Origin of the sequence: Sphingomonas sp. LaA6.9 (genome assembly GCF_022601895.1) — a bacterium.
Lineage (GTDB): Bacteria > Pseudomonadota > Alphaproteobacteria > Sphingomonadales > Sphingomonadaceae > Sphingobium_A.
In genome coordinates this window covers 59,043-85,666 of the sequence record NZ_JAKVIO010000015.1, presented here as the reverse complement: position 1 = coordinate 85,666, position 26,624 = coordinate 59,043, and the positions used below count along the sequence as shown (strand labels likewise).

Here is a 26,624-nt window from a genome sequence, read left to right as displayed (position 1 = left end):
CACGAAAGACCTTGGGCTTCGATACACCCATCGATAAACTACGAGAGGTGTTGCGATGACCAGTTGAACCCGCCCCGGCATTGCGGACATTGTGATGCTGTGTGATCCTATCACCGAGGTGACGCAATGATCGAGAATTGTTGGTGAGGCGGGCAGCGGCAATCGCCCTGCTCGGCATCGGGCTCTATTGCGCGATGGTATCGTTGCTAGGCGGCTTCGGGCGCGGCTCGGTTGAGCACACCGTGGAACACAGCAAGCAGATTGCAGCCCAGTTTCGAACCACAGCTGCATTTGTGCGGGAATATCACCAGCAGCATGGCCGATTGCCAACCGACGAAGAGCTTCTCACGTGGTCGGAGGATCAACCTCAGCATCAGGGCACATATCTCATCGTAGAGCCGGGAGTTGGACAGTTTGGGGAGGAAGCTGTCGCGCAGCTTGGGAGGCTCCAAAAGGACGCTTATTTCATCGGAATGTGGCGCGGCGAATGGATGGAATATTACGCACCTACATCAGGAAGGACCACGCTTAGGTTCGATGAAGGCGATTACTACGTTCTCGGCAGCCGCAATCGCGACATGTTTCTCGGTGGGCTACTGATGCTTGCTGCACTTGCCAGCTCAATCGGATTGTGGACTGGCAGACTGATACGGCCACAACCATTCACCTCGAACTGAACGTCCCCCCCAACCCCGCCGCGCCCTGCGCATAGAAAAGCCCGCAGCGCATGATTTGCGCTGCGGGCCAATTCCAGCCGGGAAGGCTCAATATGTTCAGTGACGCAAGGTGGACGGAACATCCATAGCGGCAATATCGATCGCAACGTGCTCGATGCCATCGGGCACTGCTGCTGAAAGTCGGGGCAGTTCGCTAACCGGCTGGCTGGCTTCGGGCAGGATCGTTACCGGCGGGCACATGCGTGCCACCGAACGATCGACCCGCGGCTTTGGCTCGTTGGCCCGCAACACGCCGACCTTGCGATATTCGGCCATCATCACGAATTTGGGGTCAGTGCCCGCGAGTTCGGCGATCGTCTTTGCGGCGCGCTTGGTGATCTGGCGGACGCGTTCCTTGGTGACCCCCGCATCGTCGATGACCGCATCGCTCGCGCCCATGCCGAACAACCGGTTCACGACGATGTCGCGATTGCGCGTCAGCCGCTCTTCGAGCTTTTCGAGTTCCTCGGCATCGATGCCGTGCATTTTGGAGCGCAGCATGGCGCCACCTTCCGCGGCACGCGCCAGTTCCCGCTTCTTCGGCCGTGCGCGGCGGCGGAGCTGGTCGATCGCGGTGGTGCGCAGATGATCGATATAGCTGTCGACCAGCGATGACGTGGCGGCATCGGCCAGATAGTCGGAAGCAGCGGATTCGGTCAGCGCCAGGGCGTTCTCGTCCTCGATCACCGATTCAAGCGTCGTTTCCTCGCCCTCCGCACCATGTGCGATCGCGTTGAGCGACACGGTCGTCGCCTCGACCTTCTTGGCCGAAGGACGCTGATCGGCCATCAGCCGGAAGCGCAGGCTCTGCAGCTCGCCGCGGATCTGCCAGTTGACGAAGGTCGTGAACTGGGCCTTTTCGGGCTCATAGGCCTGGATCGCACGGTGCACGGCGATCGCGCAAGCCTGCTCGGCGTCTTCCCAGTGCCCGACCAGTCCATATTGGCGAATGAAGTGACGGATACGCGGCGCGATCAGTTTGAGGATGCGCGCAAATGCCTTGTCGACTTCGGCGCGCTGACGCGCGGTAGGCCTGACGTCGCCCTCAGGCGTACTTGCGATAACTGCGGCAACGGCCGCCTCCAATGCAATCGTGGTCTTCGACATGGTGCCCTCCCGAATGGGATCGACAACGCGCCAATCGCGTGCCCCCCCGGCCCGATCAGTTCTCGCCGAGAAAGGTTAACGAGACATTATTCCCATATTAATTCAGGCCAACAATCCCATAATTTAATCCGCGAAACGGCCAAAATGCGTGCCGATTTACGTACAAATACGGAATATAGGATTTACCATCTCAGCCGGCGGAAAGCGCCTGATCGAAGCGCGCTGGCCTGACATTTCGACCGACATAATCGAGCAGCCACGCGCGATGCGCACCTGCGGCGCTGCCGGAACTCGCGATTCGCTGGGTCGCATTCGCGCTCCCGATCTGTGCGGACAGCAGCGTGCGCGCCCGCGACGGATCGAGCCCGCCCTTGAGGAACTTCACCGCATCGCCGATTCCCAGATGGTGGCCCAGATAGGCGGCCTGGGCGACGCTCTCCACATCGTTTCCGATCCGCACGCCCTTGCGTTCGAGCATGTCCAGGTTCGCCCGCGCATAGTCCGCGATTGCCTGGATCGAGGCATAGGGATCGTAGCGCAGCGCGAGCAGATCGGCGCGTGCCTCGCCGGCAACCTTGCCGCGCGCGGTGAGCCAGCCCTTTTGACGCGCCAGTGCGTTCAGCCAGCTGCCTTCGCGTTCGGCCTCGCTCTTCCAGGTTCCGCTCAGAAACTGGCCAAGACCCGCCGCGCTCGAACGCGGATTGCGCGAATATGCGAGCCAGCGCCCCCCCGGGCCCTTGGCCGCCTCGGCATGAACAATCGCAGCCAGCGCCGCGGCGGGTATCGCGGTGCGTTCGGCCGCGGCGTTCAACGTCGCCTGATATTGCGCATTGGGGCCGAGGCCAATCGCCTCCGAAGCCTCGTTCCGTCCGGGCGATCGCGATTCCTCGTCACGAGCCTCGCGCCGCTCCGACGATGGCGCCGGAAGCACTGGGTCAGGCTGCTGCGCGCGCTGGGTTGCGACGGACGGAACATGCTCGTTCGCCAGCGTCGCGAGCAATGCGTCGAGGCTGAGCTCGGATGCGCGCGACGTTGAAGCGAGATCGGAAGCAGGCCCCCGCTCCCCTCCGCCAAGGGCCGCCTGCCACAGACGGCTGGACAATTCGGAACGTGCCTGGGCGTAGATCAACGCGGCACGTTGCTGCGCGCCGAGCTGCGACGGATCGACCCTGCCGATCATCGCAATTGCGCACGACGCGCCGCGTGCCGTTCCTTGACGAAGCGGGCCGCCGAGAAATCGTCGATGCCCGCCTGTTCGGCGTTGGCATGCTCGCGCTCGGCATCTTCGCGATAGTCGACCGCGGCCGATTCAATGGCCTTGAACGCGCTATAGGCGCTCACCGCACGATTGCGCAGCTGTGCCAGCCGGGCATCGACGACCGATTGATCAACCGCCAGCCGCGCACGCTCGGCACGCATCCGGGCGACATAGGCATGCGACGAAAACTGCACATCGCCTGCGGCAATCGCGGCTTCACGCTCGATAGCGGCATTCACCTGCGCGCGCGAATTCTCGATCTGGACCAGCTGGTTGACCTGGATGTTGATGGCGACGCGCACATCGTCGATCTCGGTCTGCTGGATCCGCATCGCTCCGTCATACGGCGTCTTCATCAGGTGCCTCCAATATCGCGGCGAGCGCTGCAAAGGCTTCACCAGCATAGCCACGCTCGTTCTTGCCCTGTTTGAGCAGGGTCTCGATCTGCGGAGCGAGTTCGACCGCCCGGTCGACCTCGGCATTGGAACCCGACTTGTATGCGCCAAGCCGGACCATCTCCTCCATATCACCATAGGTGGAAAGCACGCGACGCGCGGAAAGCCGCACCAAATTTTCAGCATCGCTGTGCGCGTGCGGCAGCGTGCGCGACACCGATTTGAGGATGTCGATCGCCGGATAACGCCCGCGCTCGGCGATCCGGCGCGTGATGACGATATGCCCGTCGAGAATGCCGCGGACCGCATCGGCAACGGGCTCGTTGTGATCGTCGCCATCGACAAGGACCGTGAACAGTCCGGTAATCGTGCCCTGTCCGGGCAAGCCCGGCCCCGCGCGTTCGAGCAGACGGGGCAGTTCGGCGAAGACCGTCGGAGTATAGCCTTTGGTCGCGGGCGGTTCGCCGCTTGCCAGTCCGATCTCGCGCTGCGCCATCGCAAAGCGCGTGACTGAATCCATCAGGCAGAGGACGTTCAGACCCTGATCGCGGAAATGCTCGGCAATCGCGAGCGTGGTCCATGCCGCCTGGCGGCGCATCAGCGCGGGCTCATCGGAGGTCGCGACGACTACGACGCTGCGCGCAAGGCCTTCGGGGCCAAGATCGTCCTCGACGAACTCCTGTACCTCCCGGCCGCGCTCGCCGATAAGCCCGATGACTGCGACGTCGCATTCGGTCCAGCGCGCCAGCATCGACAGCAATACCGACTTGCCGACACCCGATCCCGCGAACAGGCCGAGGCGCTGACCGCGACACAATGGCGCGAAGATATCGAGCGCGCGTACCCCCGTTTCCACCTTAGCGCCCACGCGCGCGCGCGCCGACGCCTGCGGGGGCATCGCCTTGATCGGACGCGGCGCGGCACCGAACAGCAAGGGTCCCTTGCCATCGACGGGTCGGCCAAGTCCATCGACCATCCGCCCCAGCCACGCCGAAGACGGACGCAGCGTGAGTTGACCGGCCGCCAGATCGGCGCGTGCACCCGACGCGATACCCTGGGGATCGCTGAAGGGAAGGCAATGCGCGATGCTGCGATCGAGCCCGGTCACCTCGGCATCGACCGTGCCGCCGGGCGACACAATGCTGACGCGCGAGCCGATCTGCGCCGCGCCGACAAGGCCTTCGACCTCGATCAGCGCGCCACGTACCGCGACGACGCGGCCATAACGGCGATCGGGCGCAAGCGCGCGCAGTCCGGCCGCGGCGGAGGCAAGCGTGAGCATGTCCGCTGCTTATTCGGCGGCGACCGCGATGCGCGCCATCGCCTCGGCTTCATAGTTGATCAGCCAGCGGCAATCGCCGAGCGCGCGGTAGAATTCCGAAGCGGCGGCCTTCTGCGCGAATTCGACGCATACTGCCCTGGCTTCGGGCGATTGCAGCGCGCTCATCAGCTCGCGCACGAGTTCGATGATGGCATCCTGATGCCGTGCCAGATCGTCCTGGTCGATATAGGCCATCATGCAGGCGAAATAGAGCCGCCGTGCGGGCGTGTTGGCCTCTTCGGGGCTCATCACGTCGCGTCCGCGCAGGATCGCCGCCGTATTCTCGACATGGAGCTGCGTGCGGCCTGTGGCGCGCAACACCGCACCGTTCACGATTACCTTTTCACCATCGCGGAGCGAAATTCGGAGTGTCATCTGATCCCCCTGGACTGTTTCCAGCATTATAGGATGCAGCTGCGCGACCCGCTGTTTCGACTAGGAAAATTTTGCCTATATTTGGTCCGCTTCCCCACCATCCTACAATGCATGTGGACCAGGACGCAGTGCGCCGGTCACCACGCATGGGAGAAGTTTGTGAGCCTTTATTCCGCTCTTTATGCCGGCGTCTCGGGCCTGAGTGCCCAGGCCAGCGCGATGGCGACCGTCGCCGACAACATCACCAACGTGAACACCGTGGGCTATAAGGGCGTGTCGGCCGAGTTCCGCACACTCGTGACCGACGGGCGCGTACGCAGCAGCTATTCCGCAGGCGGCGTCACCGCCGCTCCGCAGGCAATGATCTCTAAGCAGGGACTGCTCCAGGCTTCGAGCAGCCTCACCGATATCGGCATTGACGGCGCGGGCTTCTTCGTCGTGCGCTCGAGCGCAGATCCGAACAGCGAAGTCGCCTTCACGCGCGCGGGTTCGTTCAAGACCGACCCCGCCGGCTTCCTGCGCAATACCAGCGGATATTACCTCCAGGGCTGGCCGCTCGACGCGCAGGGCAATTATGTCAACACCGGCAACCTCAACGCGCTCGAGCCGATCCGCCCCGGCGCGCTGACCGGCGCCGCGCTGCCCACCACGCAGATCTCGATGCGCTCCAACCTGCAGTCGACCTCCACGCCGATCGCCGGCCCCTATGTCGCGGGCCAGATGGCTTCGGGTGCGGTCACGCCGCAATTCTCACGCTCGGTCGACGTCTATGATGCGCAGGGCAACGCGCATCGGGTGACTTTTGGCTTTGTAAAGACCGCAGCCAACCAGTGGGTCGGCGAAATCTATGCGGTGCCTGCGGGCGACGTCACGGCCCCCGGTGGTATGCTGGCCAGCGGCAACATCGCCTTCAACGGCGACGGCAGTCTTGATCTGGCCGGGTCCAGCCCCGCGCTGTTCGGCACCATCACACCGACATGGACCAATGGCGCGAGTTCAGCGCCAGTCCAGCTTTCGCTTGGCAGCGATGGCGGACTCAACGGCCTTACCCAATTCAGCGACGAATCCGCGCTGCTGTCGTCCAACGTCGACGGCGGCATGCTGGGCACGGTGGCATCGGTCGAGATTTCCCCGGAGGGCATCGTCAGCGCAATCTTCGAGGACGGCACCGCCCGCGCGATCTACCAGCTTCCGCTCGCCACGTTCCAGAATCCTGATGGGCTGACGCGCCTCAGCGGCAATGCCTATGCCATGTCGCAGGACTCGGGCAACGCAGCGATCAATGAGCCCAATTCGCTTGGGTCAGGGGCCATCGCAGCAAGCTCGCTGGAGGCTTCCAACGTCGATCTGGCGCAGGAATTCACCAACATGATCCGCTTCCAGCGCGCCTATAGCTCGTCGTCGAAGATCATCACGACCGTCGACGAGATGCTTCAGGAAGTCAGCAACCTGAAGCGCTGATCGCGTTCCCACCTGTCCGACCTTCGCCAATCAAGGGATATAGTCCGTGTCACTGAACGAGATCCTCGGCTCCGCCATGTCCGGCCTCGCCGCGTCGCAGGCGGGGATGCGGTCGGTATCCAACAATATCGCGAATGTCGGCACCGCCGGTTACGCCCGCGAGCGCGTGTCGCTCAGCACGGGCGTGACCAGCGGGCGGGTGAGCGGCGTCGTGATCGGCGAACCGGAACGCGTCGCAGACAAGTTTCTTGAAGGTGCGGTCTATCGCCGCGCCGGCGACATCGGCCGGGCAGAGGCGGCCGCGTCCTATATGGACCGGCTCCAATCGCTCCTGGGCGCTCCGGGCGTGGAATCGGGGCTCGCCGCGCGGCTGACCGCGATTTCGACCTCGGCCAGTGAAATGACCGGGTTGCAAGGTTCGGCACAGGCGATCGCGCGCTTCACGGGGAACGTACAGGACACGATCACCCAGCTCAACCAGCTCGATCGCGACGTCTCCGGCCTGCGCGCCGATATCGAGACCGAACTTGGCTATACCCTCGAGCGTTCCAACATCCTGCTTCGTCAGATCCACGATCTGAACGACGAAGTCGCGCGCCTCGAAGGTCTCGGACGCAGCTCGGCGGGGGCCGCCGACCGGCGCATGATCGCGCTCGAGGAGCTGAGCGGCCTGATGAAAGTCAATGTCCGCGAACAGGCGGACGGTCGCGTCACGATCGACACCGCCTCGGGACAGGTTCTGCTCGACCGGCGCCTGCGCCAGCTGAGCTACCCCGGCGGGTCCGGTGCATCGCAGCCCACCTACCCGCCGATCGACATCCGCTTCGCCGATGCCGACGGCAATATCGGAGCGGCGACGGGAGAGAAGATCGATTCCGCCGCTGTGGGCGGCAAGCTGGGCGGCCTAATCGACCTGCGCGATCGCGCGCTGCCTGAATTTTCGGAGAAACTGGGCGTGCTCTTCACCGGCCTCGCAGAATCGCTGAACGCGGTCTCGAACGCGGGCACCACCCTGCCCCCGCCAGCCTCGCTCGTCGGGCGCGAAAGCGGTCTGATCGGCACTGACCGACTGGGGTTCACAGGCGCGGCCACCTTTGCGGTGCTGGGCAATGACGGCACGCTGATCGCCAAGACAACGGTCGACTTCACGGCATTGGGCGCTGCCGCCACCGTCGATGACGCGATCACCGCGATCAATGCTGGCCTCGGCCCCAATGCGACCGCCTCGTTCGTGAATGGCCAGTTGTCCATCTCGGCGACCGCGCCGAATACAGGCGTCGCAATTGCGCAGGATCCCACCAACCCCAGCAGCCGCGCCGGACTTGGTTTCTCACAGTTCTTCGGCCTGAACGACATCATTCGCAGCGATTCCAGCGCGCTCGTGCCCTCGGGGCTGATCGGTGCCGACCCTCACGGCTTCGGTCCAGGCGAAACCGCGGAGATCGTGTTGCGCGATGCATCAGGCCGCACGCTCACCAGCTATACGCTGACCGGTTCGGCCGGCCCCAACTATGGCGATCTCGTCACCGAGCTCAACGCCAGCCCACTTGGTGCCTTTGGCAGCTTCGCAATCGATGGCCGTGGTCGTATCCAGTTCCAGTCGACCGTCGCCGCCACGGGTGCGACGATCTCCATTCCTTCGGATTCGACCAACCGTTACGGCACCGGCCGGTCCTTCTCGACGCTGTCGGGGCTGAGCGGCGACGCGAGCGGGCTTTCGAACGCCGAGGTCCGGCCCGACATCCTTGCCAGTACCACGCGCCTGCCGCTCGCACGCCTCCAGCTCGGCGCCGCGGTCGGCGAAAAGGCGATCGGCGCGGGCGATGTCACCGGCGCGACCGCCTTTGTCGACCAGCTCGCCAAGGCGGTCGATCTCGGCAAGGACGGCTCCGTCACTGTGGAGCGCTTCTCAAGCCTGCTGCTCGGCCGTGCCGGCACCCAGGCCGCGCAGGCGCAGAGCGCGTTCGAGGACGCCTCGGCGCGCATGGATGATGCGGTCAGCCGTCGTGACAGTTTCGCCGGCGTCAATGTCGACGAGGAACTCGCGCAGATGGTCGTGCTGCAGAACAGCTATTCGGCCGCCGCGCGCGTCATGACGACCGCGAGCGAGATGTACGACACGCTGATCGGCATGCTGAACTAAAGGGAGAAAGCCATGAACCGCGTAGCCACAATTCCGCTTCAGCGCACGCTTTCGGGCGCGATCCAGCGTTCGCAGCAGGCGATGGCCGCCAGCCAGCTTCAGCTCAATACGGGCAAGAAGGCCCACGACTATGCCGGGCTCGGCACCGACGCCGTCCGCACGCTTTCTGCGCGTGCGATGCTCGCGCAGCAGGAGGCGCATCAATCGGTGGCAAGCCGTGTGGGCACGACGCTCGATCTCTATGCGTCACATATCAACCAGGTCGAAAAGAGCACGATGAACCTGCGCGAGCAGCTACTGACGGCGGTCGGAACCAAGCAGGGGCCGGGATTGCAGGAAGCGATCGAAGCCGCGTTCAACGATTTCCACAATGCAATGAATGCCTCGGAGGGCGGACTGCCGCTCTTCGCGGGCGCGCAGACCGATTCCACGCCACTCGTCCCCGGCGTGCTGGCCGACACCATCGGCCTCAATCCCGCCAATGCCTACGCCAATGACCAGGCGCGGCTCTCGGCGCGCGTCGGCGACGGGATCGATGTCGAGTTTGGTATCGTGGCGAGCGACCTCGGCCCCAATTTCATCCGCGCCTTCCGTACGCTCGCGGAAGCCGGCCCGATCGGCGAGGTGCCGACCGCAGCGCAGATGACCGCGCTGAGCCAGGCTGTCACCGAGTTCGATGACGCGCTTGTCGATCTGCGCTCGGTCAACGGCGAGCTTGGTCGCAAGCAGAACCAGATTGAAACGCTCGGCACGCGCGCCGGGGATCGCGCGATCCTGCTCGAGGAGGTGATCGGCAAGGTCGAGAACGCCGATATGGGCCAGGTCGCGATCGAGCTGGCGCAACGCAAGACGACGCTTGAGGCCTCCTATTCGGTTTTTGCCCAGCTCTCCGGGCTTTCGCTAGCGAACTTCCTGAACTGATCCCCATAAGCTCAGGATCCCGGCCGGGGCGCTCCGCATGCGGAGCGCCCCTTTTTTTTGCCTGCGAGCCGGAGCCATCCGCATTTCTGGTGACATGGGAAAATCGCCGCCCCGCTTTCACGGGGCGACGATAGGCATTTCGTCGGGAGTGGAGCTCAGGCGCCGGCGGGCTTGGCGGCCTGGGGTCCGGCCTCGATCAGCTCGGCGATGTCTCCTGCCGGGCTCACGCTCGGAATCGAAGCCATCGCGCGCGTAACCGCTGCCGGATCGACCGATCCCACTGCAGCCGTCAGCATGTCGAACACCGGAGCTGTCGACAGGCCGGCGAAGGACGCGCCATAGCGCACGCGCAGCTCTGCGAGCGCATCCTCTCGGCCGAGCATGGCGAGCGAGATGGCGTAACGCAGCACGACCGCCTGATCGACATCGCTGATCCTGCCTGCGGCGGGAAGCTGCGCCTCGCTCTCGATGGCGAGCCCTGCCCAGTCACGCTGTTTCCAGAGTATCTCGGCGCGCAGGACAGGCGCACCGGGCACGTCCTGGAGAACCGCAAACGCCTCCTCGACCTTGCCGATCTTGCTCAGGGCGACGGCCTCGACGCGCTTGCGCGCATTGACCATGTCGTCGGGATAGACGTTGGCCGCAGTCTTGCGAAGCGCGGCCAGTGCGCGATCGGGGCGGCCGGCGAGGATATGCAGCGATGCGACACGCGCCGAAAGCGGCCCCTGCGCCAGATCGCGCGCGCGCACGAACAGCTGATGCTCGAGCAGATCGGCCGCACGGCCGTAGAGCCCCGCGATCTGGAGGCGTTCGGCGAGCTGGTTGACGAGGAAGTCGCCCGCCGCGCCGCTTGGCGCAAGGTCGCGATAATCCCAGTAGAGGCCCGCCGCCTGATCGAGCGGAAGCTTGCTTGCGGGGTCGAGCGCGGCAGCAAGCTGCGCCTGCAGCCCGGTCAGGAAATCCGGCCCCTGTCGTCCGGGTTCGTAGAACCGGAAAAGCGTCGCACCGGCGCCCAACGCACCGCGCAGGTCGCCGATATCGGCGCTGAGGCGGTAGCTCAACTGAAGCGCGCGTTCCTCGATATGGTCGCCGCGCCAGACATAGCGGAGCTTTTCAAGTTCCTTGAGCGCTCCCACGGGTTTCAGCGAGCCGTTGGCGACCTTTGCCTCGATCTGGCTCAATTGCGCGTCCATGCGCTCCGCCATCGTGCCGCTTTGTTCGACGCGCGCAAAGCGCAGCCGCGCTTCGGCCCCCTGACCCAGCGCGAGATTCGCGCGACCACGATAGAGATTGGCGGTCGAATCACGGTCGGGAAGCTGCGCCAGCCATCGCAGGGCCAGGTCGGGCTTGCCCGTCTCCACCGCCGCGCGCGCCATGCCCACGACGAAACGCCTGCGGTCGGAAGCCTTGCGCGCGTTGATCGACGGCAGCGCACAATGGACATGAGTCATTGCCTGATCGGCAAAACCGGTCTGTGCCAGCGTCAATACGCGCCAGGCGCAGGCCTCGGCATTGTTGACCAGCCCCTCCCCCGACAGCTCCGCAAAGCCCTCCGCCGGACGCGCCATCAGCGTGAGCGCCGCACCGCGCGCCAGCCGGAAAACATCGACCATCATCAGGTCGGGATCGTCCTGCTGCATCACCTCGAGCACGCCCCAGGCTTCGGGGCCTCGCCCGCGCCCGATGAGGCTGCGCGCATAGTCCCAACGCGCCTGCTGGCGACGCACGCCCACCGCCTTCGCCAGCGCCTTCCACGCCGTTTCCTCGGGAATGACGCGCCAGAGCGAAGGCATCGCTGCTTCGGACTGCTGGGCAAGCGCGGCGGCAAAGCCCGGCAAGCGTACAGTCGGCGGGGCGACGGGCGCCGAAGACGGCGCACTGATGGCGGGAGCGGAGTTTACAGGTGCATCGGGTATGGCCGGCGCAGCGACGGCAGCCGCGCCAGCAAGCAACAATGGAAATTTCATCAGCGCGGTACCTCGAAAAGGCCCAGCGCCGCAATCAGCATTCCGCCGACGCCACAACCGACGACGAAGAGCATGGCGAGCGCCATCGAGGACAGGGATTTCGGAGTGCTTGCCTCAATCACCATCTGTGGCGGCTTCGGGGCGGATAGCGCCTCCTCGTCACCCGTGCGATCCTGCGTATCGACATCGCCCCGCCGCCGGTACGGCGCTTCGGCCGTCTGGCCTGAGGTAAATACCCGGACTCGTCCGGGTCGCTGGTCGCGGCTCATTCTGGGTGCACCCCGCTAACGTGATTTTCATTCTATTATAGGAAGGAAAAGCCCTGCGCGGCGGTTCACCGGAACAATCGCGCGGATCTGGGCACGATTCGGAGACAAGTGATGCGTAGCAATTTGATCGCCGCCACCGCCGCGCTGTCGGTACTGGCGATGAGTCCGTCGGCGGTTGCCGCCGATCCGGCAGGCATTGCCAGCGACACCGTCCATTTCGTGCCGCTCGAGCGCATCATGACGCCGATTTTCGGCGTGAGCCGGATCGAGGGAGAACTCGATCTCGCGGTCGTGGTCGAAGCCAACAGCGCCGCATCGGCCGAGGCGATCCGCACGCGGATGCCCGAGATGCGCGCGGCTTCACTGGCAGCCTCGCTCGAATTTTCGCGGCTTCACGCTTCCGGCTTTGCGCCGGTCAATGCCGAACAGCTGAGCGCCGACCTCACCGCCGCGCTGAAACCGATCCATCCCGGGCTCAACCGCGTGCTGATCGTGAAGGTGTCTGCCCTGCCCGCCTGATCACGGGACGAATATGCGCCCGCCACCCTGCTTGGGCGGCGGGCTTTTTCATGCGCGGTTACGATGAAGGCTTGCGTGCGACCTCTGGCCTGGATGCCTTGGGCGCCCTCGCGGACCTCCCCTGCCCGACCTCCTTTTCGCGCGCAGCCTGACGCTTCGACGGTTCGGGATCGCGCGCCGCCACCACCACGGGCTGCGGCTTCACCACTTTCTTGCCGGCCAGCGCCATGCTGAGCTGCACCGCCGCCCCGGCGCTCATGTTGGACATGATCAGCGCGGTCGATCGCTCGCGCATCCGGCGCGCGACCTCGGTCTGCACGTCGAGATCGAGCCGCTCGAAGATCGGCGCCGCCTTGGCGGGTTTCATCGTCTGATAGATCCGCGCCAGCTCGTCATAGGGCTCCGACTGTGGCGCCGCATCTGCGGCCGCGGGACTGCCGGGCCGCTGTGGCGCGGCTTGCCGCGCCTGCATGTCGGCCTTCAGCCTTTCTTCGCTTGCACGCGCCGCCTGTTCGCGCAGTTCGAGCGCGCGCTTTTGTTGCGCGAGCGCCTGATCACGCTCGCGCACGCTCTGCTGGATCGAGGTGCCGAGCCGTGTCGCCGGCGCCTGCTCGGCAGGTGCCGCGACCGCGACGGCATTGGCAATCGCCGACAGTCCGGCGACCCCCGCGGTGAGCATCAGCAGTGACGGTCGCCCGAGCTTTCTGAAGATGTCGGGTGCCATGGGCACGATCTTTTCGAGACCGCCAAACAGCGGCTGCGGCGTTGCCGGCATTATGCGGCCTCCGCCTTCGCCGCAGCGCGGGGGGTCTTGGCGCTGCGCTTGCGTTGCGCAGGCTGCGACACGACCTTGGCTCCGGCCTTCTGTTCTTCCTTCATGCGTTCACCCGCATTGGAGGCAGCTTCCACGATCCGTTCGGCAACCGCATTGCCGATGCCGACCATCACCGAAAGCTCGTCACGCAGCGATTCCCCCGACGCGATCGTCCGCGTGGTCGCCGCACCGTCGGTGGCGAGGATCGTTTTCAGTTCGGCAAGAACGGCACGCGCTTGCGCGGTCGCCCTGTCGAGTTGCCTGACGGTCTCGCCGAGATCGCCCGACTTGATGGCGTTGAAGCTGCGCATCATCCGCGCGCACTGGATCAGCACCGCGACGCACAGTGCCATGAGGACGAGGTTGGTGAAGGTCGCGAATGTCATTTGGGGAACCCCTTGGAAATGTCGGTGACGAGCCGGATGGCAATATTGTTGCAGCGCTGTCCGATATGCGCGTGCCCCAGCGGGATCCCGCCGCAGTGCACCTCAAGCGGATCATCGGGGCCGCGGTTGAGTGCGATCGTCTGGCCGACCGCCATGCTCATGACATCATGGACACGCATGTGCTTCTCGCCCAGGACGACATCGACGAGCACCTCGGTATTGTGGAGCTCCATCGCCATGTGCGTTTCCCACATGCGGTCGCGGCCCAGTTTTTCGCCCATGAAGCGCTGGAGCAGCTTCTCGCGCACGGGCTCGATCGTGGCATAGGGCAGCAGGATGCTGAATTTGCCTCCGCGCCCTTCCATGTCGACGCGGAAGGTGGCGATCGCGGCGATGTTGGTCGGTCCTGCGATCGCCGCGAAGCGTGGGCTGGTCTCGACACGTTCGAGTTCGATCCCGACGGGCTCGATCGCCTCGAACGCACCCGCGAAATCGTCGAGCGCCAGTTGGACCATCTTGGATACCAGCATCGTCTCGATCGTGGTGAAGGCGCGTCCGTCGATCGTGAGAGAGCTGTTGCCCTTGCGCCCGCCGAGCAGCGCGTCGACCACCGCGTAGATCAGGCCTGAGTCGACGGTGACGACGCCGAAATTCTCCCATTCGCGCACCTTGAAGACGCCGAACATCGCGGGCAATGGGACGCGGTTCATGAACTCGCCAAAGCGGTGCGACGTGATCTCCTCAAGGCTCACGTCGATCGCGTCCGAGGTCAGGTTACGCATGCTCGTCGCAAACGTGCGGATCATGCGCTCGCACACGACCTCGAGCATCGGCAGCCGTTCATGGCTGATGACGTTGGACTCGATGACCGCCTTCAGGCCGCTCTTCTGCGGAGCAGGTGCCGCGCCGTCGAAGCCGAACAGCGCGTCGATCCCGGCCTGGTCGAAGGTCGCGTCCGCGCCCGGTGCCAGCATCGGCGGCTCGGGCAGATCGAAGTCTTCGAAATCGTCGCTCATTGCTGGACCAGGTCCTGGATCAGGACATCACGAACCAGACCCGCACCGAGCACCTGCGTGGCGCGCGCCATCATTTCCTCCTTCACGCGGAACACCGCGGCGGATCCATTGAGATCCTCGGGCCGAAGCTCTCGCAGGAAGGGCTGCAGCGCATCGAGGATGACGGGCAGCTTCTCCTTGATCTCCTCGGATTTGCCCGGATCGGTGGCCACGACAATGAAGCGCAGCTTCAGGAAGCGTGCCTGGCCGTCACCGCTGCGCAGATTGACGATCATGGGTGGCACCTCGACATAGGACGCCGATTGCACGCCGGCTCCGGCGGGCTCTTCACCACCTTCGCCGCCGCTCATCAGCGCGACACCCGCGCCGGCACCGCCGAGCAGCACCACCGCACCGATCGCGGCTGCGATCACCATCTTGCGCTTGTTGGGCTTCGGGCTCTCCTCAGCCTTTACCAGCACGTTTTCATTGACTGCATTGGTCGACACGCACTTCACCCCCTTGAGCCGCCGGCGCGTCCCCATCGAAATACGGGGGCGGCGTCCGTTCTCGTCCATTCGCCTCTATTATAGGAGGAGTGCTCGGCAAATTTTGCCTGGCGCACATTTATCACCGATTTTTCTGAGGTGTGTCGAATGGACGTCTCAACCTATGTGTTGCTGAGCCACGAGCAGGCGCTGCGTCGCCGGCTCGACGTTACCGCCAACAATATGGCGAACAGCAACACCGTCGGGTTCAAGCGCGAGCAGCCGCTGTTCCATGAATATGTCGAGCAGACGAAGGAAGCGCCCGTCGAGGATGCGAAGAAGACCTCCTATGTCCTCGACTATGGCGCGGTGCACGACACCAGCCAGGGCGCGTTCCAGGCGACGGGCAATCCGCTCGATGTCATGATCGACGGTCCCGGCTACCTCAATGTCGAGACAGCCGAAGGCGGCGTTGCCTATACACGCGCGGGCTTCATCAAGATTCTTGAGACCGGCGAGCTGGCGACCTCGGGTGGACAGCGCATCCTGGGGGCCAATGGTCGACCGATCGTCGTGCCCGCCGACCAGAAGGCCACCGTCACCATCGCTTCCGACGGAACCGTCATGACGCGCACCGGCGAAGTCGGACGCATCGCAGTCACCAGCTTCGCCGACGAGAACATGGTTTCACCGCGGGGAGACGGGATGATGACGGGCACGGGCGGCACCGCGCTGACCCAGGTTCAGACCAGGCTGCGCATCGGGGGCATAGAGGCTTCCAACGTCCAGCCGATCGTCGAGACCACCGCCATGGTCGAGATCCTGCGGTCGTACCAGACCAGCCAGCGCATGTCCGAAAGCCTGAGCGAAATGCGCAAAAGTGCCATCGGCCGCCTCGGCCGCATCAACTGACCTATAAGTATATCCGTATCCATCTGAAAGGATTGTCATGCGTTCGCTTTCCATTGCCGCGACGGGCATGCTCGCCCAGCAAACCAATGTCGACGTGATCTCGAACAATATCGCCAACATGAACACGACCGCGTTCAAGCGGCAGCGCGCCGAATTCCAGGATCTTCTCTATCAGCAGGTCTCGCGTCCCGGCGCTTCGTCGAGCGCGGACGGCACGCGCGTCCCTTCGGGCATTCAGATCGGTGCGGGCGTGCGCACGGGTGGCGTCTATCGCATCACCGATCAGGGCGCGGCGATCAATACCGGAAACCGGTATGACATCGCGATCGACGGCCCCGGATATTATCAGATCGCGCTTCCTTCGGGCGAAGTCGCCTATACCCGCGCCGGCTCGTTCCAGCTTTCGGATCAGGGCGAGCTCGTCACCACCGACGGCTACCGGGTCCAGCCCGACATCACGATCCCGCAGGGTGCGATCGACGTCGTGATCTCCAAGACGGGTGAAGTGCAGGTCAAGATGTCGGGCCAGCCCGAGATGCAGTCCGTCGGTCAGCTCGAACTCGCCACCTTCGTCAACGAGGCGGGGCTGGAAGCGATCGGCTCCAGCATGTTCCTCGAGACCGCGGCATCGGGCCAGCCCACCGTTGCTCTGCCGGCGTCCGAGGGCTTCGGCACGCTGTCGCAGGGTTTCCTCGAAGCATCCAACGTCAATCCCGTCGCCGAAGTGACCGCGCTCATCACCGCGCAGCGCGCCTATGAAATGAATAGCCGCGTCGTGAAGACGGCTGACGAGATGCTGTCCACCACCAGCCAGCTTCGCTAGGCCGCAATGCGCCTGATCCTCTCCGCACTGCTGTTCACGGCATCCGGTGCCCTGCATGCACAATCCGCGCCTGCGACGGTCGAAACGCCCGTGCTGGTCCGCGCGATCGAAAAGGGGGAAGCTCTTTCGCCCGCCGATTTCGCGGTCGAGCCGCGCCCGGCAAGCGTCGCACGCGGCGCGATCGCCCCGGCCGAGACGGCGGGGCTCGAGGCATCGCGTCGCCTGATGGCGGGCGCTCCGGTGCGCGCGACCGATCTGGCGAAACCACAGATGGTCCGCCGCGGCGAAGCGGTGACGATCGCGCTGCGTTCGGGGGCGCTCCTCATCACCACCGCGGGCCGCGCGCTCTCGGGAGGTGGCAAGGGCGATCCCGTGCGCGTCGTCAGTCTCAGCACCAACCGTACGCTCGATGCCGTCATCGAGAATTCGGGTCGTGTCCGCGTGACCGGCCAATAGGAGATTAGCCCTATGAAACGCATCGCATCCGCGCTGCTGCTCGCTTCGCTCGTTGCCGGCTGCGGCGTACCCGACCGGCTCGCCAATGTCGGCCGCGCTCCGAAGATGACGCCGATGGATGACCCTGCGGCCCCGCTGATCGAACCTTCGCTCGGCAATCAGGCCGCGGCGCACCGTTCGGGCAAGCCGGCCGAGCCGACCGCCCCCAGCGCGTCGCTCTTCCGCACCGGGGCCGGTGCCTTCCTGCGCGATCAGCGCGCGTCGCGGATCGGCGATATCGTGACGATCCGGATCAATATCTCGGACCGCGCAGTCGTGGGCAATTCGACGACGCGTTCGCGCACGGGCTCGGAAAATGCCGGGATCGCCGCGCTGTTCGGGCTCGAATCGCAGCTGGACAAGGTGCTTCCGGGCAACCCCGACCCCGCGAACCTCGTCGATACGAATTCGGATTCACAATCGGCGGGCGCTGGCAACACTTCACGCAGCGAACAGATCAACATGACCGTGGCCGCGCTCGTCACCGACGTGCTGCCCAACGGCAACCTCCTGATCCGCGGCCGCCAGGAGGTCCGCGTCAATTTCGAGCTGCGCGAGCTCATCGTCTCGGGCGTCGTGCGCCCCGAGGACATCGCGCGCGACAACAGCATCCGTCACAGCCAGATCGCCGAAGCGCGGATCAGCTATGGTGGCCGCGGCCAGCTCACCGACGCCCAGCAGGCACGCTGGGGTCAGCAGATCTACGACGCGCTCTTCCCCTTCTGAAGAAGCTTCCCGCGCTGACAGCGCCCCGCCGGCTCCACACCCGGCGGGGCTTTCGCGCATCCACTGAACGCGCCTATTTAACACACTGTTATCTATAAATAATTCTGCCACTTTGCTTTGGCGGATCGTAATTCCTTCCCAGAATGAAAGGCGAGCTGATGACTTCAGATCGTCGGGGGCCAGCGAAACTGGCCCAGGCCGCAGAAGTCGGCCTTAAGTCCAGAAGGAATGAACAATGGCGTTTTCGGTTAACACCAATGTCGGTGCAATGGCGGCTCTCCAGAGCCTCAACGCGACCAACCGCAGCATGGCCACCACGCAGAGCCGGATCAACACCGGCTTCAACGTTGCCTCGACCAAGGATGACTCGGCGAAGTACACGATCGCTCAGACGCTTCGCGGCGACCTGGGTGACCTGAAAGCCGTCACCTCCTCGCTCAGCAACGCAAAGAGCGTGACGGATGTGGCGGTCGCGGGTGCCGAGCAGATCTCCGACCTGACGAACCAGATGAAGTCGAAAGCGCTCGAAGCGTCTGACGCTGGCCTCGACCAGCCCAGCCGCGACGCGATCGCCAAGGACCTCACGGCTCTGAAGGAGCAGGTGAACACGATCATCACCTCTTCGGATTTCAACGGCAGCAACCTGCTGCTCAGCACCGCCACCAGCGGCAGCGTGTCGGCACTCCAGTCGGTTGCGACCGGCGCCACGCCGCTGACCGTTGCCAACCAGGGCCTCGACACCTCGTTCGCGGCTGGCAGCGTCGGCGCCGCCGGTGCAGCCATCACGCTCGCCACTGCGGCGGCGGCTGGCACGCTGGCGACGGACGTCGAGACCTTCGCGACCGCGCTCAAGACGAGCCTCAGCACGCTGGGTTCGGCTTCGCGCAAGATCGACGGCCAGCTGCAGTTCAGCAGCAAGCTGTCGGACGTGGTCGAGAGCGGCATCGGCAACCTCGTCGACGCCGATCTGGCGAAGGAATCGGCGAAGCTTCAGGCCCTGCAGGTCCAGCAGCAGCTGGGCGTTCAGGCTCTGTCGATCGCCAACCAGGCGCCGCAGACGATCCTGTCGCTCTTCCGTTAAGGAAGACGACCGCCCTGTTCCCCGACGGGGTGGATCACATACAGGCCGGGATGGTTCGCCATCCCGGCCTTCTTTTTTGCCTGCGATCGGAATGTCCCAGGCCGCGAACCCGCCGCGATCAATGCGATCCGATCCTGTTTGAAATACAACCAGTTCTGACGATTCTTTTCGAACGTCCAGCCTAAGGGGAATTCCTTAGTTGGAGATTACGCCCCTGTGAATCAAAGCGGTCGACGATGTTGCGGCCTGGCCTGCGCCATCCATCTGACGGGGGAAAGATGAGACCAGAATTTGTTGGGTTTTCGAACGAGGTCTTCGATGGATGTGCGCGTAGGTTCCGGGGCAGATGACGCCGCTGCGGGACACCCAAGAACCGGGTCAGAATATCATATCACGTTGAAATTGGTCGTAGAAGACACGGGCGAGCTCTGGAATCTGGCCGCCCAACGCTGCATCGACTGGACAGCTGAAGAAATCGCCGAAACCATCGGTCCGCGTGAGGACCCATCCATCGAGGATTGCCTTGCGATGGTGACGTTGCCCACCGCGATCGCAGGATGCCGCATGGTGGACATAGCCTTGCACAACGTCGATCAGGGCGAAGGTCAACCACGCAGTTGCGACTGCAAGACCGAGCCGCTTCCCTTTGCCGTTCGCCTCGACCCACCGCATTTGGGCAGTGCATCCCGCCTTTCAGGCGACGATGGCGCGTCGGGGCTGGTCTGGCGCAGCTGACGCCTCGCGTTTGCATCCAAACCAAGGGCCCCGCGGCGGCCGGAGCCGACGCGGGGCCGAATGCCCTGTGATGGGGGAAGCGCTCAGGATGGCGCGGAGATGGCCACCAGGCCGCTCAGCGGCATCCTGATCCCGTTGACGCCGAGCATGACATTGGCACCGTCGGTGACGACGTCCTTGACGGTCGCGACCGAATTGATGGTGACGGGAATCGCCTTGCCATCCGCATCGAGCGCGGTCACCGAAAGCGTATAGGCGCCATCGGCCGCGCGCGTGCCGTCGGCCTTCTTGCCGTCCCACGCATATTGGCCCTGCGCCTTGGCATCGAGCTTCGCTTCGCTGACGACGTTGCCATTGGCATCGGTGACCTTGGCCACGATCGAAGTGGGCGCGCGCTCCGCAAAATAGGTCCATTTGGCGGGATCGCTCCCCAGCCCTGCGACCGGTGAATCGAAACGCGCCTCGCGCCCGATGAAATTCGAGGATTGCGCCATGTCCTGCGAGGCGATGCGCGCCAGGATATCGTCGAGCTTGCCCGTCTGCTGGATGGACTGTTCGACCTGCGAATATTGCACCAGCTGCTGGGTATATTCGGACGTATCCATCGGATCGAGCGGATCCTGATGCTGCATCTGCGCAGTCAACAGTTTGAGAAACATGTTGAAATCCGCAGCGATCGTCGCCTTTGGCACCGCGCCTGCCGCGTTGGTGCCTTGCGCAGCCTCGCTGCCCGGTATCGTCGTCATCTGTTCTGATCCTTATGCCATCAGGTCGACTCGGCCGCTCGCGCGGAGCGGCTGGTAGACAGGTTCGTCGGTAGCGCTGTCGCCGCCATCGTGCGGCAGGCCACCCTGCCCGCCGCGTGCGTCACCACCCTGTTGCCCGCGTTGCCATGCCTGACCGGGGTCATTGCTGCGGCTGTCAAACCGGAACGATTGGGTGTCCGCGCGAACGCCGGCGTCAGTGAGTGCGCGCGAAAGATCGCCCGCCTCGCGCCTGAGCATGTCGAGCGCTGCAGGGCTGTCCGCTGCCATCACCGCGCGCAGGCTGCCCTCGCGGTCGAACGACAGCCGCACCTCGATCCGCCCCATTTCGGCGGGATCGAGACGGATGAGTACCTCTTCCTTGCCCGCGGACACCTGCCGCGCGATTTCCACGCCCATGTCGCGCCCGATCTGGCCGGGCTTCGCCGTGACCACGGGTTGATGGGGCACTTGCGATGCGGCCGCCGGATAAGGCTGTCCTGCGGGCCTCGGGGCCGGATTGGCCAGCGCCTGACTGAAGAGTTGTGAAGGTAGCATGTCGGTCGCGCCGTCCCCAGCCACCGTCCTGGCGGCATCAGCCGCCGAAGTCACAGCACCGCCGCCGGCAGGGACGGTCTCGGCCTTCGGCGCAGCGGCGTTGTCGGCAAGCGCGATATCCTGCGCGACTACCTTGTCATTTGGCGCTGCCTCCGCCGCACCGATGCGGGGCGGGACCACGGGAGCCGCGATCGGCAAGTTCGCGTCCGGCCCGGACTGGGCCGGACGCGCTGCTTCCGGGAGTGTCTGGACCGGAAGATCGATATTCATGTCATCGGGCGCCGCCGTCTGCGCCTCCGATTCCGTTGGCGCGGCCGGCGCCTCGGATTCCTCGGGCGCCGTTACCACCGCGGTTTCGACCGGAGCGATCAGCGCAACGGGTTGCGCCATGGCCAGTTGCTGAGACGACACCGCGCCTTCATGCGCAGCCTCGGGACGCGACTGTTCATGTCCGCCCGCCACCGGCTTTGCCTGCGGCTGGGGTTGAGGCGACGGAGACGCTGCCAGTTCGGTCGACGGCATTGCCGCGAAATCAATCGCGGCATCTTCCGGTGGCGGCATCTGTGGCGCGGTCAGCGTCCCGTCCGGCAACGCGGCGGCGGCGGCCGCACTTTCGACATCGAATTCGGACGAGGTTTTTTTCGCAATGGGCGCTGACGCTTGGGGCACGCCCGTCACAAGCTGCGGCTGCGGCAGCACACCGCGCGCATCCGCCGCGGTTGCGATCGTGACCGGGGCGATACCTGTCGTTGCCCCCCCCAGCAGGTCACCGAATCCGGGAAGCGCCGCGCCCGCAGCCGTATCGGCGCCGCGCGCGGGAGATGCGATGGTCGGGATCATCGAAACATTCATCAAATCGTCTTCCCCTGGACGCCGCGCGCCGCTCTCGATGCATTATAGGACGGAAATTCAGTGCGGTGGCGATGTCAGCCGATTGACCCCAGCGTACGGATGCGCGCGCGCGCGTGAATCTCGTTCTGCGAGAGCACAACGGTCGCCGGACGCACCCGTTCGATGATCGAGCGGACAAAGGGCCGGATCGCGGGGCTGGTCAGCATGCAGGGAATCTCCCCATCGGACGCGAACTTGTCATAGGTCTCGCGCACCGAGGCGATGAAGCTTTGGAGCGTAGAGGGCGCCATTGCGAGATGCCGGTCATCGCCCTGCCCGACGATGGCCTCGGCGAATTCACTGTCCCAGCGCGCTGCCAGGGTGACGATCGGGATCGTGCCATCATGCACCTGTTGCGCTGAAATCTGGCGCGCCAGTCGGCTGCGGACGTGCTCGGTCATCTGCGTCAGATTCTGGGTGAATGCAGACGCCTCGGCGATACCTTCGAGGATCGTCGGCACATCGCGGATCGAGACGCCCTCCGAGAGCAGGTTCTGAAGGATGCGCTGCACGCCGGAGATCGAGATCTTTGAAGGGATGATATCGGCCACGAGTTTTTCCGATTCCTTGTGGACATCGGTCAGCAGCTTCTGCGTTTCGCTGTACGACAGCAGATCGGCGATATTGTCCTTCACGATCTCGGTCAGGTGCGTCGTGATGACGGTGCCGCAATCGACCACCGTCAGCCCACGGAACCCCGCTTCCTCGCGCAGATCGCGGTCGATCCACAGCGCCGGCAGGTTGAACACCGGTTCGCGCGTTTCCTCCCCGGCAATGCCCGCATTGCCTCCGCCGGGATTGATGACCAGCAGCTTGTCGAGGCGGATTTCGCCGCGCGCGGTCTCGGTTTCCTTCACATAGACGATATACTCGTTGGCCTTCAGCGCCATGTTGTCGAGGATGCGCACCGCGGGCAGGACGAAGCCGAAGTCGATCGCCATCTGGCGGCGCAGCGCGCGCACCTGATCGTCGAGCCGCGGATCCGAACTGGAATCGTTGATCAACGGAAGCAACGCATAGCCGAGCTCGATGCGCACCGCGTCGATCGCAAGCGTGCGTGCAATCGGCTCCTCGGACGGTGCTGCCTGCTGTTGCGCAATCGCTTCCTCGATGCGCGCCTTGGCGGCTTCGACTTCGGCCTTTTGCGACATCTTCCAGGCGACCCAGCCACATGCGCCGCCAAGGATCGCAAAAGGCAGGAACGGCAGGCCCGGCACGAGCGCCAGCGCGATCATCAGGAACGCGACCATGCCGAAAGCCTTGGGATAGCGGCCGAGCTGTTCGCCCAGCGCCGCCCCGGTCTTGCCCGCGACACCGCCCTTGGAAACGAGCAGACCCGCGGCAGTCGAGACGATCAGCGCGGGGATCTGGCTCACCAGCCCCTCGCCCACGGTCAACATCGTGTAGGTGTGGAAGGCATCGCCAAAGGGCACGCCGTGAATGACGACCCCGACGATCAGCCCGACAACGATGTTGATCGCGGTAATCAGCAGCGCGGCGACAGCATCGCCCTTCACGAACTTGGAGGCACCGTCCATCGCGCCGTAGAAGCCGCTTTCGGCCTCGATCTCGGCGCGGCGCGCGCGGGCGTCCGCTTCGGTGATCATGCCCGCCGAAAGGTCGGCGTCGATCGCCATCTGCTTGCCCGGCATCGCGTCGAGGCTGAAGCGCGCGCCGACCTCGGCGATGCGCCCCGCGCCCTTGGTGATGACGACGAAGTTGATGACGATCAGGATCATGAACACGGTGAGGCCGATGACGGTCTCGCCGCCGATCAGGAACTCGCCGAACGCCGCGATGACACCACCCGCAGCATGAGCACCTTCATGTCCGTGCCCCAGAATGAGCCGCGTCGATGCCAGATTGAGACCCAGCCGCAACATCGTGACGATCAGCAGGATCGTCGGGAAACTCGACAATTGCAGCGGCTTGTCGATGAACAGCGCGGTCATGAGGATCAGCACCGAGGCGGTGATCGACAACGCGAGCCCAAGGTCGAGCAACCAGCCGGGCATCGGCAGGATCAGCATCGCGATGATCGCGACGACGCTCATTGCGAGCGCGAGATCGCGGCCAGGGCCGAGCTTCTTCAGTAACTGGTCAAGCTGGGTTGGCATGGATTGCTCCGGATGCGGTCCGTGGCACTAAAGTGCGGGCGAGACGGTGATGCCGTCCTCGATGAAGCTTCTGAGCTTGTTGCGCATGGTGCGCACCGAAATGCCGAGCATCACCGACGCCGTGGTCCGGTTGCCACGGCAATGCGCGAGCGTTTGCAGGATCAGCGCGCGCTCGACATCGGCCACAGTCCGGCCGACGAGCCCCTCGATCAGCTCCGCGAGCTCGGGCGCCGGCATATACTCGCCACGCAGCCGCGCGAGGACCGCGGGCACATTGATCGACATCGCTTCGTGAGAGGACATGTCCATCATCGATCCTGCCGGACGATTTCGGTGAGCGTGACGCCCAGCGCGCTGTCGATCAGCACGACCTCTCCGCGGGCGATCAGCCGGTTGTTGACGAATATGTCGACCGGCTCGCCGACGCGGCGATCGAGTTCGACGACATGGCCAGGCTTGAGCTTCAGCAGTTCGCCAATGTCCATGCGCGATCGCCCGAGCACGGCCTGGACCTTTACCGGCACATCGAACACGGCCTGAAGATCGTCGGCGGTCGGCGGTGCCGACGCGCGCTGCGGCGCCCAGCCCGGGGTTTCATGTGCGCTCTCGGCCTCGACATCTTCGGACGCGAAATGCGTGGGAGCAAGCTGACGCGGTTCTGCATCGTGGGTCATGGTCTCTTCTTTCATGCGTTCATCCATTGGCGGATCACCGAGGCGGACTCGGCGGGGCTGGCGGCGATCGCGTCACCGATACGGCGGAGCGCGGAGAGCTTGATGCGTCCGTCGACCTGAGCGAGCGCGATCTCCTGGTCGAGCAACGGGGTGTCGCCTTCGCGCATCGCCTCCAGCTTCTCCATCGCCTCGGGGTCGCCATCGGCAGCACGCTGTGCCAGTGTCAGCATTTCGGGATCTTCTGACGCGGCGATCAGCTCGCCGCCCTGAATTACCGGCGCAGCTTCAACCGGCCTGGGACGCAGCATCCTGACCGCGAGCAGCACGACACCGGCGAGCACGACGAGCTTGAGCAGATCGAAAAGACGATCGCTGGTGAGCCCGAAGGGAAGCACCGTTTCCGATGCGCCGGCGTCCTCGGGCGTGGCGAAGGCCATGCTCTCGACCACCACGCTGTCGCCGCGCTCGGCGTCAAAGCCCACCGCATTCTCGACCAGGCGGGTCAGCCGCTGGATCTGCGGCTGGGGCAGCCCCTTGGCGCCGCCGTCGACCATCACCGCCACGGTCAGGCGGTTGATCTTGCCGGGCGTCTGTACGCTGACCGTCTTCTTGCTGCTGTTCTGGAAGGTAATGTCTTCGGAGGACTCGTTGCGTGCGGACCGGCGTGAATCTCCGCCTGTCCCGTTGATCGCGCCCTCATTCTCGGGGAGCTGCGCGCCAACGGTGACGCCGTCCGCGCCGGCTGCGTTCTCGTCGCTCTGGTCGCTTGATTCGACGGTCACCTGATGCGCGATCACCTGGGTATCGGGATCGAAGACTTCGGCCTCCTCCCGGGTCTGGTCACGGTCGAGTACCGCCGACACCTCGGCGCGCACCTTGCCCGCGCCAACGATCGGTTCAACCATGGCCTCGATCTGCGAGCGCAACCGCGCCTCGACCGCAGTCTGGCGCTCCTCGATATCGGACGCGCCGGCACCACCGCCTTCGCCCGCACGCGCCAGCAGCGCACCCGACTGATCGACGATCGACACGGCTTCGGGCGCGAGTTCGGGCACCGACGACGACACCAGATAACGGATCGCCTGAACGGTCTCGCCGGTCAGCCGGCCATTGGTCTTTACGGTCACCGCCGCGGTAGCCTTGCGCGGCTCGGCCGCGAACATTGCGCGCTCGGGCATCACGATATGGACGCGGGCCTTGCTGACGCGCTCGAGGCTCTCGATCGAACGCGACAATTCGCCCTCGACCGCGCGCGTCTCGTTCATCTTGGCGCGCGAGGATGAAACGCCGAAGGGCTCCTCGGCATCGAGCACCTCATAGCCGATCTTGCCGCCCAGTCGCTCGGAGGCCATTGCCATGCGCAGCTCGGCGAGCTTCTCGACCGGCGCCATGACCGACGTGCCATCGCTCGACAGCTGGAATGGCACCCCCTGCGCGCTGAGCTTTTCGGTGATCGACTGCGCCTGCGCAGGATCGAGTTCGGTGTAGAGAAATCCCATCTCCGAAGACGGGCTTCTGAGCGCGAGCGCACCGATTCCGACGAGCAGGGCCAGCGCGACGCCGCCCATGATCATCAGCCGACGCGGCCCGAGCTGCGTGATCAAATTCCGCAATCCGTTCAAGGCAAGCCTCGTGTACCAGGACCTTGATCGCCTCAGACCGAACGGCCTGAAACACGGATCAGGGTCTCAACTATCTAGCAACAAAGGCCCCCTGCCCTTGCCTCTCTCATTA

Annotated in this window: 28 protein-coding genes; 11 read left to right on the top strand and 17 right to left on the bottom strand. The window is 64.7% G+C overall.

Going from position 1 to position 26,624, the window contains the following annotated elements:
* Nucleotides 1-143: 143 nt before the first annotated feature.
* Complete coding sequence (locus tag MKI88_RS09975; protein WP_241631198.1) at nucleotides 144-677, top strand: hypothetical protein; 534 nt, start codon at nucleotides 144-146, stop codon at nucleotides 675-677.
* 96 nt (nucleotides 678-773) lie between these two features.
* On the opposite strand, the gene MKI88_RS09970 is transcribed toward MKI88_RS09975, so the two are convergent.
* From MKI88_RS09970 to MKI88_RS09950, 5 genes are all read right to left on the bottom strand, one after another.
* Nucleotides 774-1,823, bottom strand: coding sequence for a sigma-70 family RNA polymerase sigma factor (locus MKI88_RS09970; protein ID WP_241631197.1), 1,050 nt, complete (start codon nucleotides 1,821-1,823; stop codon nucleotides 774-776).
* Nucleotides 1,824-2,013: 190 nt separating this feature from the next.
* Nucleotides 2,014-3,003 (bottom strand): peptidoglycan-binding protein, encoded by a 990-nt coding sequence (locus MKI88_RS09965; protein WP_241631196.1) that lies wholly within the window; start codon nucleotides 3,001-3,003, stop codon nucleotides 2,014-2,016.
* Nucleotides 3,000-3,437, bottom strand: coding sequence for a hypothetical protein (locus MKI88_RS09960; protein ID WP_241631195.1), 438 nt, complete (start codon nucleotides 3,435-3,437; stop codon nucleotides 3,000-3,002). The genes MKI88_RS09965 and MKI88_RS09960 overlap by 4 nt, the downstream gene beginning before the upstream one ends.
* Nucleotides 3,421-4,758 (bottom strand): flagellar protein export ATPase FliI, encoded by a 1,338-nt coding sequence (gene fliI, locus MKI88_RS09955; RefSeq protein ID WP_241631194.1) that lies wholly within the window; start codon nucleotides 4,756-4,758, stop codon nucleotides 3,421-3,423. The genes MKI88_RS09960 and fliI overlap by 17 nt, the downstream gene beginning before the upstream one ends.
* 9 nt (nucleotides 4,759-4,767) lie before the next feature.
* Nucleotides 4,768-5,172, bottom strand: coding sequence for a flagellar biosynthesis repressor FlbT (locus MKI88_RS09950; protein ID WP_241631193.1), 405 nt, complete (start codon nucleotides 5,170-5,172; stop codon nucleotides 4,768-4,770).
* Nucleotides 5,173-5,331: 159 nt separating this feature from the next.
* On the opposite strand from MKI88_RS09950, the gene flgE reads away from it, so the two are divergent.
* The 3 genes from flgE to MKI88_RS09935 are packed head-to-tail and all read left to right on the top strand — an operon-like array spanning nucleotide 5,332 to nucleotide 9,697.
* The gene (flgE, locus tag MKI88_RS09945) at nucleotides 5,332-6,633 is read left to right on the top strand and encodes a flagellar hook protein FlgE (protein ID WP_241631192.1); all 1,302 of its coding nucleotides are present in this window, start codon (nucleotides 5,332-5,334) and stop codon (nucleotides 6,631-6,633) included.
* A 46-nt stretch (nucleotides 6,634-6,679) separates the two neighbouring features.
* Complete coding sequence (locus MKI88_RS09940; protein WP_241631191.1) at nucleotides 6,680-8,776, top strand: flagellar hook-associated protein FlgK; 2,097 nt, start codon at nucleotides 6,680-6,682, stop codon at nucleotides 8,774-8,776.
* A 12-nt stretch (nucleotides 8,777-8,788) separates the two neighbouring features.
* Nucleotides 8,789-9,697 carry a flagellin gene (locus MKI88_RS09935; RefSeq protein WP_241631190.1) on the top strand — a complete coding sequence of 303 codons (909 nt, stop codon included), beginning with the start codon at nucleotides 8,789-8,791 and terminating at the stop codon, nucleotides 9,695-9,697.
* Between the two features lie 155 nt (nucleotides 9,698-9,852).
* Here MKI88_RS09935 and MKI88_RS09930 read toward each other — a convergent pair whose 3' ends face one another.
* Nucleotides 9,853-11,664, bottom strand: coding sequence for a hypothetical protein (locus tag MKI88_RS09930; RefSeq protein WP_241631189.1), 1,812 nt, complete (start codon nucleotides 11,662-11,664; stop codon nucleotides 9,853-9,855).
* Nucleotides 11,664-11,933 carry a hypothetical protein gene (locus MKI88_RS09925; RefSeq protein WP_241631188.1) on the bottom strand — a complete coding sequence of 90 codons (270 nt, stop codon included), beginning with the start codon at nucleotides 11,931-11,933 and terminating at the stop codon, nucleotides 11,664-11,666. The genes MKI88_RS09930 and MKI88_RS09925 overlap by 1 nt, the downstream gene beginning before the upstream one ends.
* Before the next feature lie 111 nt (nucleotides 11,934-12,044).
* Between MKI88_RS09925 and MKI88_RS09920 the strand changes: the two genes are divergently transcribed.
* The gene (locus MKI88_RS09920; protein ID WP_241631187.1) at nucleotides 12,045-12,452 is read left to right on the top strand and encodes a hypothetical protein; all 408 of its coding nucleotides are present in this window, start codon (nucleotides 12,045-12,047) and stop codon (nucleotides 12,450-12,452) included.
* Nucleotides 12,453-12,510: 58 nt separating this feature from the next.
* On the opposite strand, the gene MKI88_RS09915 is transcribed toward MKI88_RS09920, so the two are convergent.
* The 4 genes from MKI88_RS09915 to MKI88_RS09900 are packed head-to-tail and all read right to left on the bottom strand — an operon-like array spanning nucleotide 12,511 to nucleotide 15,156.
* On the bottom strand, nucleotides 12,511-13,227 hold the full coding sequence (locus MKI88_RS09915; RefSeq protein WP_241631186.1) for a MotE family protein: 717 nt from the start codon (nucleotides 13,225-13,227) through the stop codon (nucleotides 12,511-12,513).
* Nucleotides 13,227-13,652, bottom strand: a complete 426-nt coding sequence (locus tag MKI88_RS09910; protein ID WP_241631185.1) for a DUF6468 domain-containing protein — start codon at nucleotides 13,650-13,652, stop codon at nucleotides 13,227-13,229. Before MKI88_RS09910 ends, MKI88_RS09915 begins: the two co-directional genes overlap by 1 nt.
* On the bottom strand, nucleotides 13,649-14,668 hold the full coding sequence (fliM, locus tag MKI88_RS09905) for a flagellar motor switch protein FliM (RefSeq protein WP_241631184.1): 1,020 nt from the start codon (nucleotides 14,666-14,668) through the stop codon (nucleotides 13,649-13,651). Before fliM ends, MKI88_RS09910 begins: the two co-directional genes overlap by 4 nt.
* Nucleotides 14,665-15,156, bottom strand: a complete 492-nt coding sequence (locus tag MKI88_RS09900) for a flagellar basal body-associated FliL family protein (protein WP_241631183.1) — start codon at nucleotides 15,154-15,156, stop codon at nucleotides 14,665-14,667. Before MKI88_RS09900 ends, fliM begins: the two co-directional genes overlap by 4 nt.
* Before the next feature lie 147 nt (nucleotides 15,157-15,303).
* Here MKI88_RS09900 and MKI88_RS09895 point away from each other — a divergent pair, with 147 nt between their 5' ends.
* From MKI88_RS09895 to MKI88_RS09870, 6 genes are all read left to right on the top strand, one after another.
* Entirely contained in the window at nucleotides 15,304-16,047 is a 744-nt protein-coding gene (locus MKI88_RS09895; RefSeq protein WP_241631182.1) for a flagellar hook-basal body complex protein, read from the top strand.
* A 37-nt stretch (nucleotides 16,048-16,084) separates the two neighbouring features.
* Nucleotides 16,085-16,870, top strand: coding sequence for a flagellar basal-body rod protein FlgG (gene flgG / locus MKI88_RS09890; RefSeq protein WP_241631181.1), 786 nt, complete (start codon nucleotides 16,085-16,087; stop codon nucleotides 16,868-16,870).
* Nucleotides 16,871-16,876: 6 nt separating this feature from the next.
* A complete protein-coding gene (gene flgA, locus MKI88_RS09885; protein WP_241631180.1) occupies nucleotides 16,877-17,326 on the top strand; it encodes a flagellar basal body P-ring formation chaperone FlgA in 450 nt (149 codons plus the stop codon).
* Nucleotides 17,327-17,338: 12 nt separating this feature from the next.
* A complete protein-coding gene (flgH, locus tag MKI88_RS09880; RefSeq protein WP_241631179.1) occupies nucleotides 17,339-18,091 on the top strand; it encodes a flagellar basal body L-ring protein FlgH in 753 nt (250 codons plus the stop codon).
* Nucleotides 18,092-18,326: 235 nt separating this feature from the next.
* Nucleotides 18,327-19,172, top strand: a complete 846-nt coding sequence (locus tag MKI88_RS09875; RefSeq protein WP_241631178.1) for a flagellin — start codon at nucleotides 18,327-18,329, stop codon at nucleotides 19,170-19,172.
* A 318-nt stretch (nucleotides 19,173-19,490) separates the two neighbouring features.
* Nucleotides 19,491-19,907: a hypothetical protein gene (locus MKI88_RS09870; RefSeq protein ID WP_241631177.1), complete on the top strand. Its 417-nt coding sequence runs from the start codon at nucleotides 19,491-19,493 to the stop codon at nucleotides 19,905-19,907.
* A gap of 83 nt (nucleotides 19,908-19,990) precedes the next feature.
* Here MKI88_RS09870 and MKI88_RS09865 read toward each other — a convergent pair whose 3' ends face one another.
* From MKI88_RS09865 to fliF, 6 genes are all read right to left on the bottom strand, one after another.
* Nucleotides 19,991-20,653 carry a flagellar hook assembly protein FlgD gene (locus tag MKI88_RS09865; protein WP_241631176.1) on the bottom strand — a complete coding sequence of 221 codons (663 nt, stop codon included), beginning with the start codon at nucleotides 20,651-20,653 and terminating at the stop codon, nucleotides 19,991-19,993.
* Nucleotides 20,654-20,665: 12 nt separating this feature from the next.
* Nucleotides 20,666-22,048 carry a flagellar hook-length control protein FliK gene (locus tag MKI88_RS09860; RefSeq protein ID WP_241631175.1) on the bottom strand — a complete coding sequence of 461 codons (1,383 nt, stop codon included), beginning with the start codon at nucleotides 22,046-22,048 and terminating at the stop codon, nucleotides 20,666-20,668.
* Nucleotides 22,049-22,134: 86 nt separating this feature from the next.
* On the bottom strand, nucleotides 22,135-24,216 hold the full coding sequence (flhA, locus tag MKI88_RS09855; RefSeq protein ID WP_241631174.1) for a flagellar biosynthesis protein FlhA: 2,082 nt from the start codon (nucleotides 24,214-24,216) through the stop codon (nucleotides 22,135-22,137).
* Between the two features lie 27 nt (nucleotides 24,217-24,243).
* Nucleotides 24,244-24,519 carry a helix-turn-helix domain-containing protein gene (locus tag MKI88_RS09850; protein ID WP_241631173.1) on the bottom strand — a complete coding sequence of 92 codons (276 nt, stop codon included), beginning with the start codon at nucleotides 24,517-24,519 and terminating at the stop codon, nucleotides 24,244-24,246.
* A gap of 5 nt (nucleotides 24,520-24,524) precedes the next feature.
* Nucleotides 24,525-24,905, bottom strand: coding sequence for a flagellar motor switch protein FliN (gene fliN / locus MKI88_RS09845; RefSeq protein WP_241631172.1), 381 nt, complete (start codon nucleotides 24,903-24,905; stop codon nucleotides 24,525-24,527).
* The gene (gene fliF / locus MKI88_RS09840) at nucleotides 24,902-26,464 is read right to left on the bottom strand and encodes a flagellar basal-body MS-ring/collar protein FliF (protein WP_241631203.1); all 1,563 of its coding nucleotides are present in this window, start codon (nucleotides 26,462-26,464) and stop codon (nucleotides 24,902-24,904) included. Before fliF ends, fliN begins: the two co-directional genes overlap by 4 nt.
* Nucleotides 26,465-26,624 lie beyond the last annotated feature (160 nt).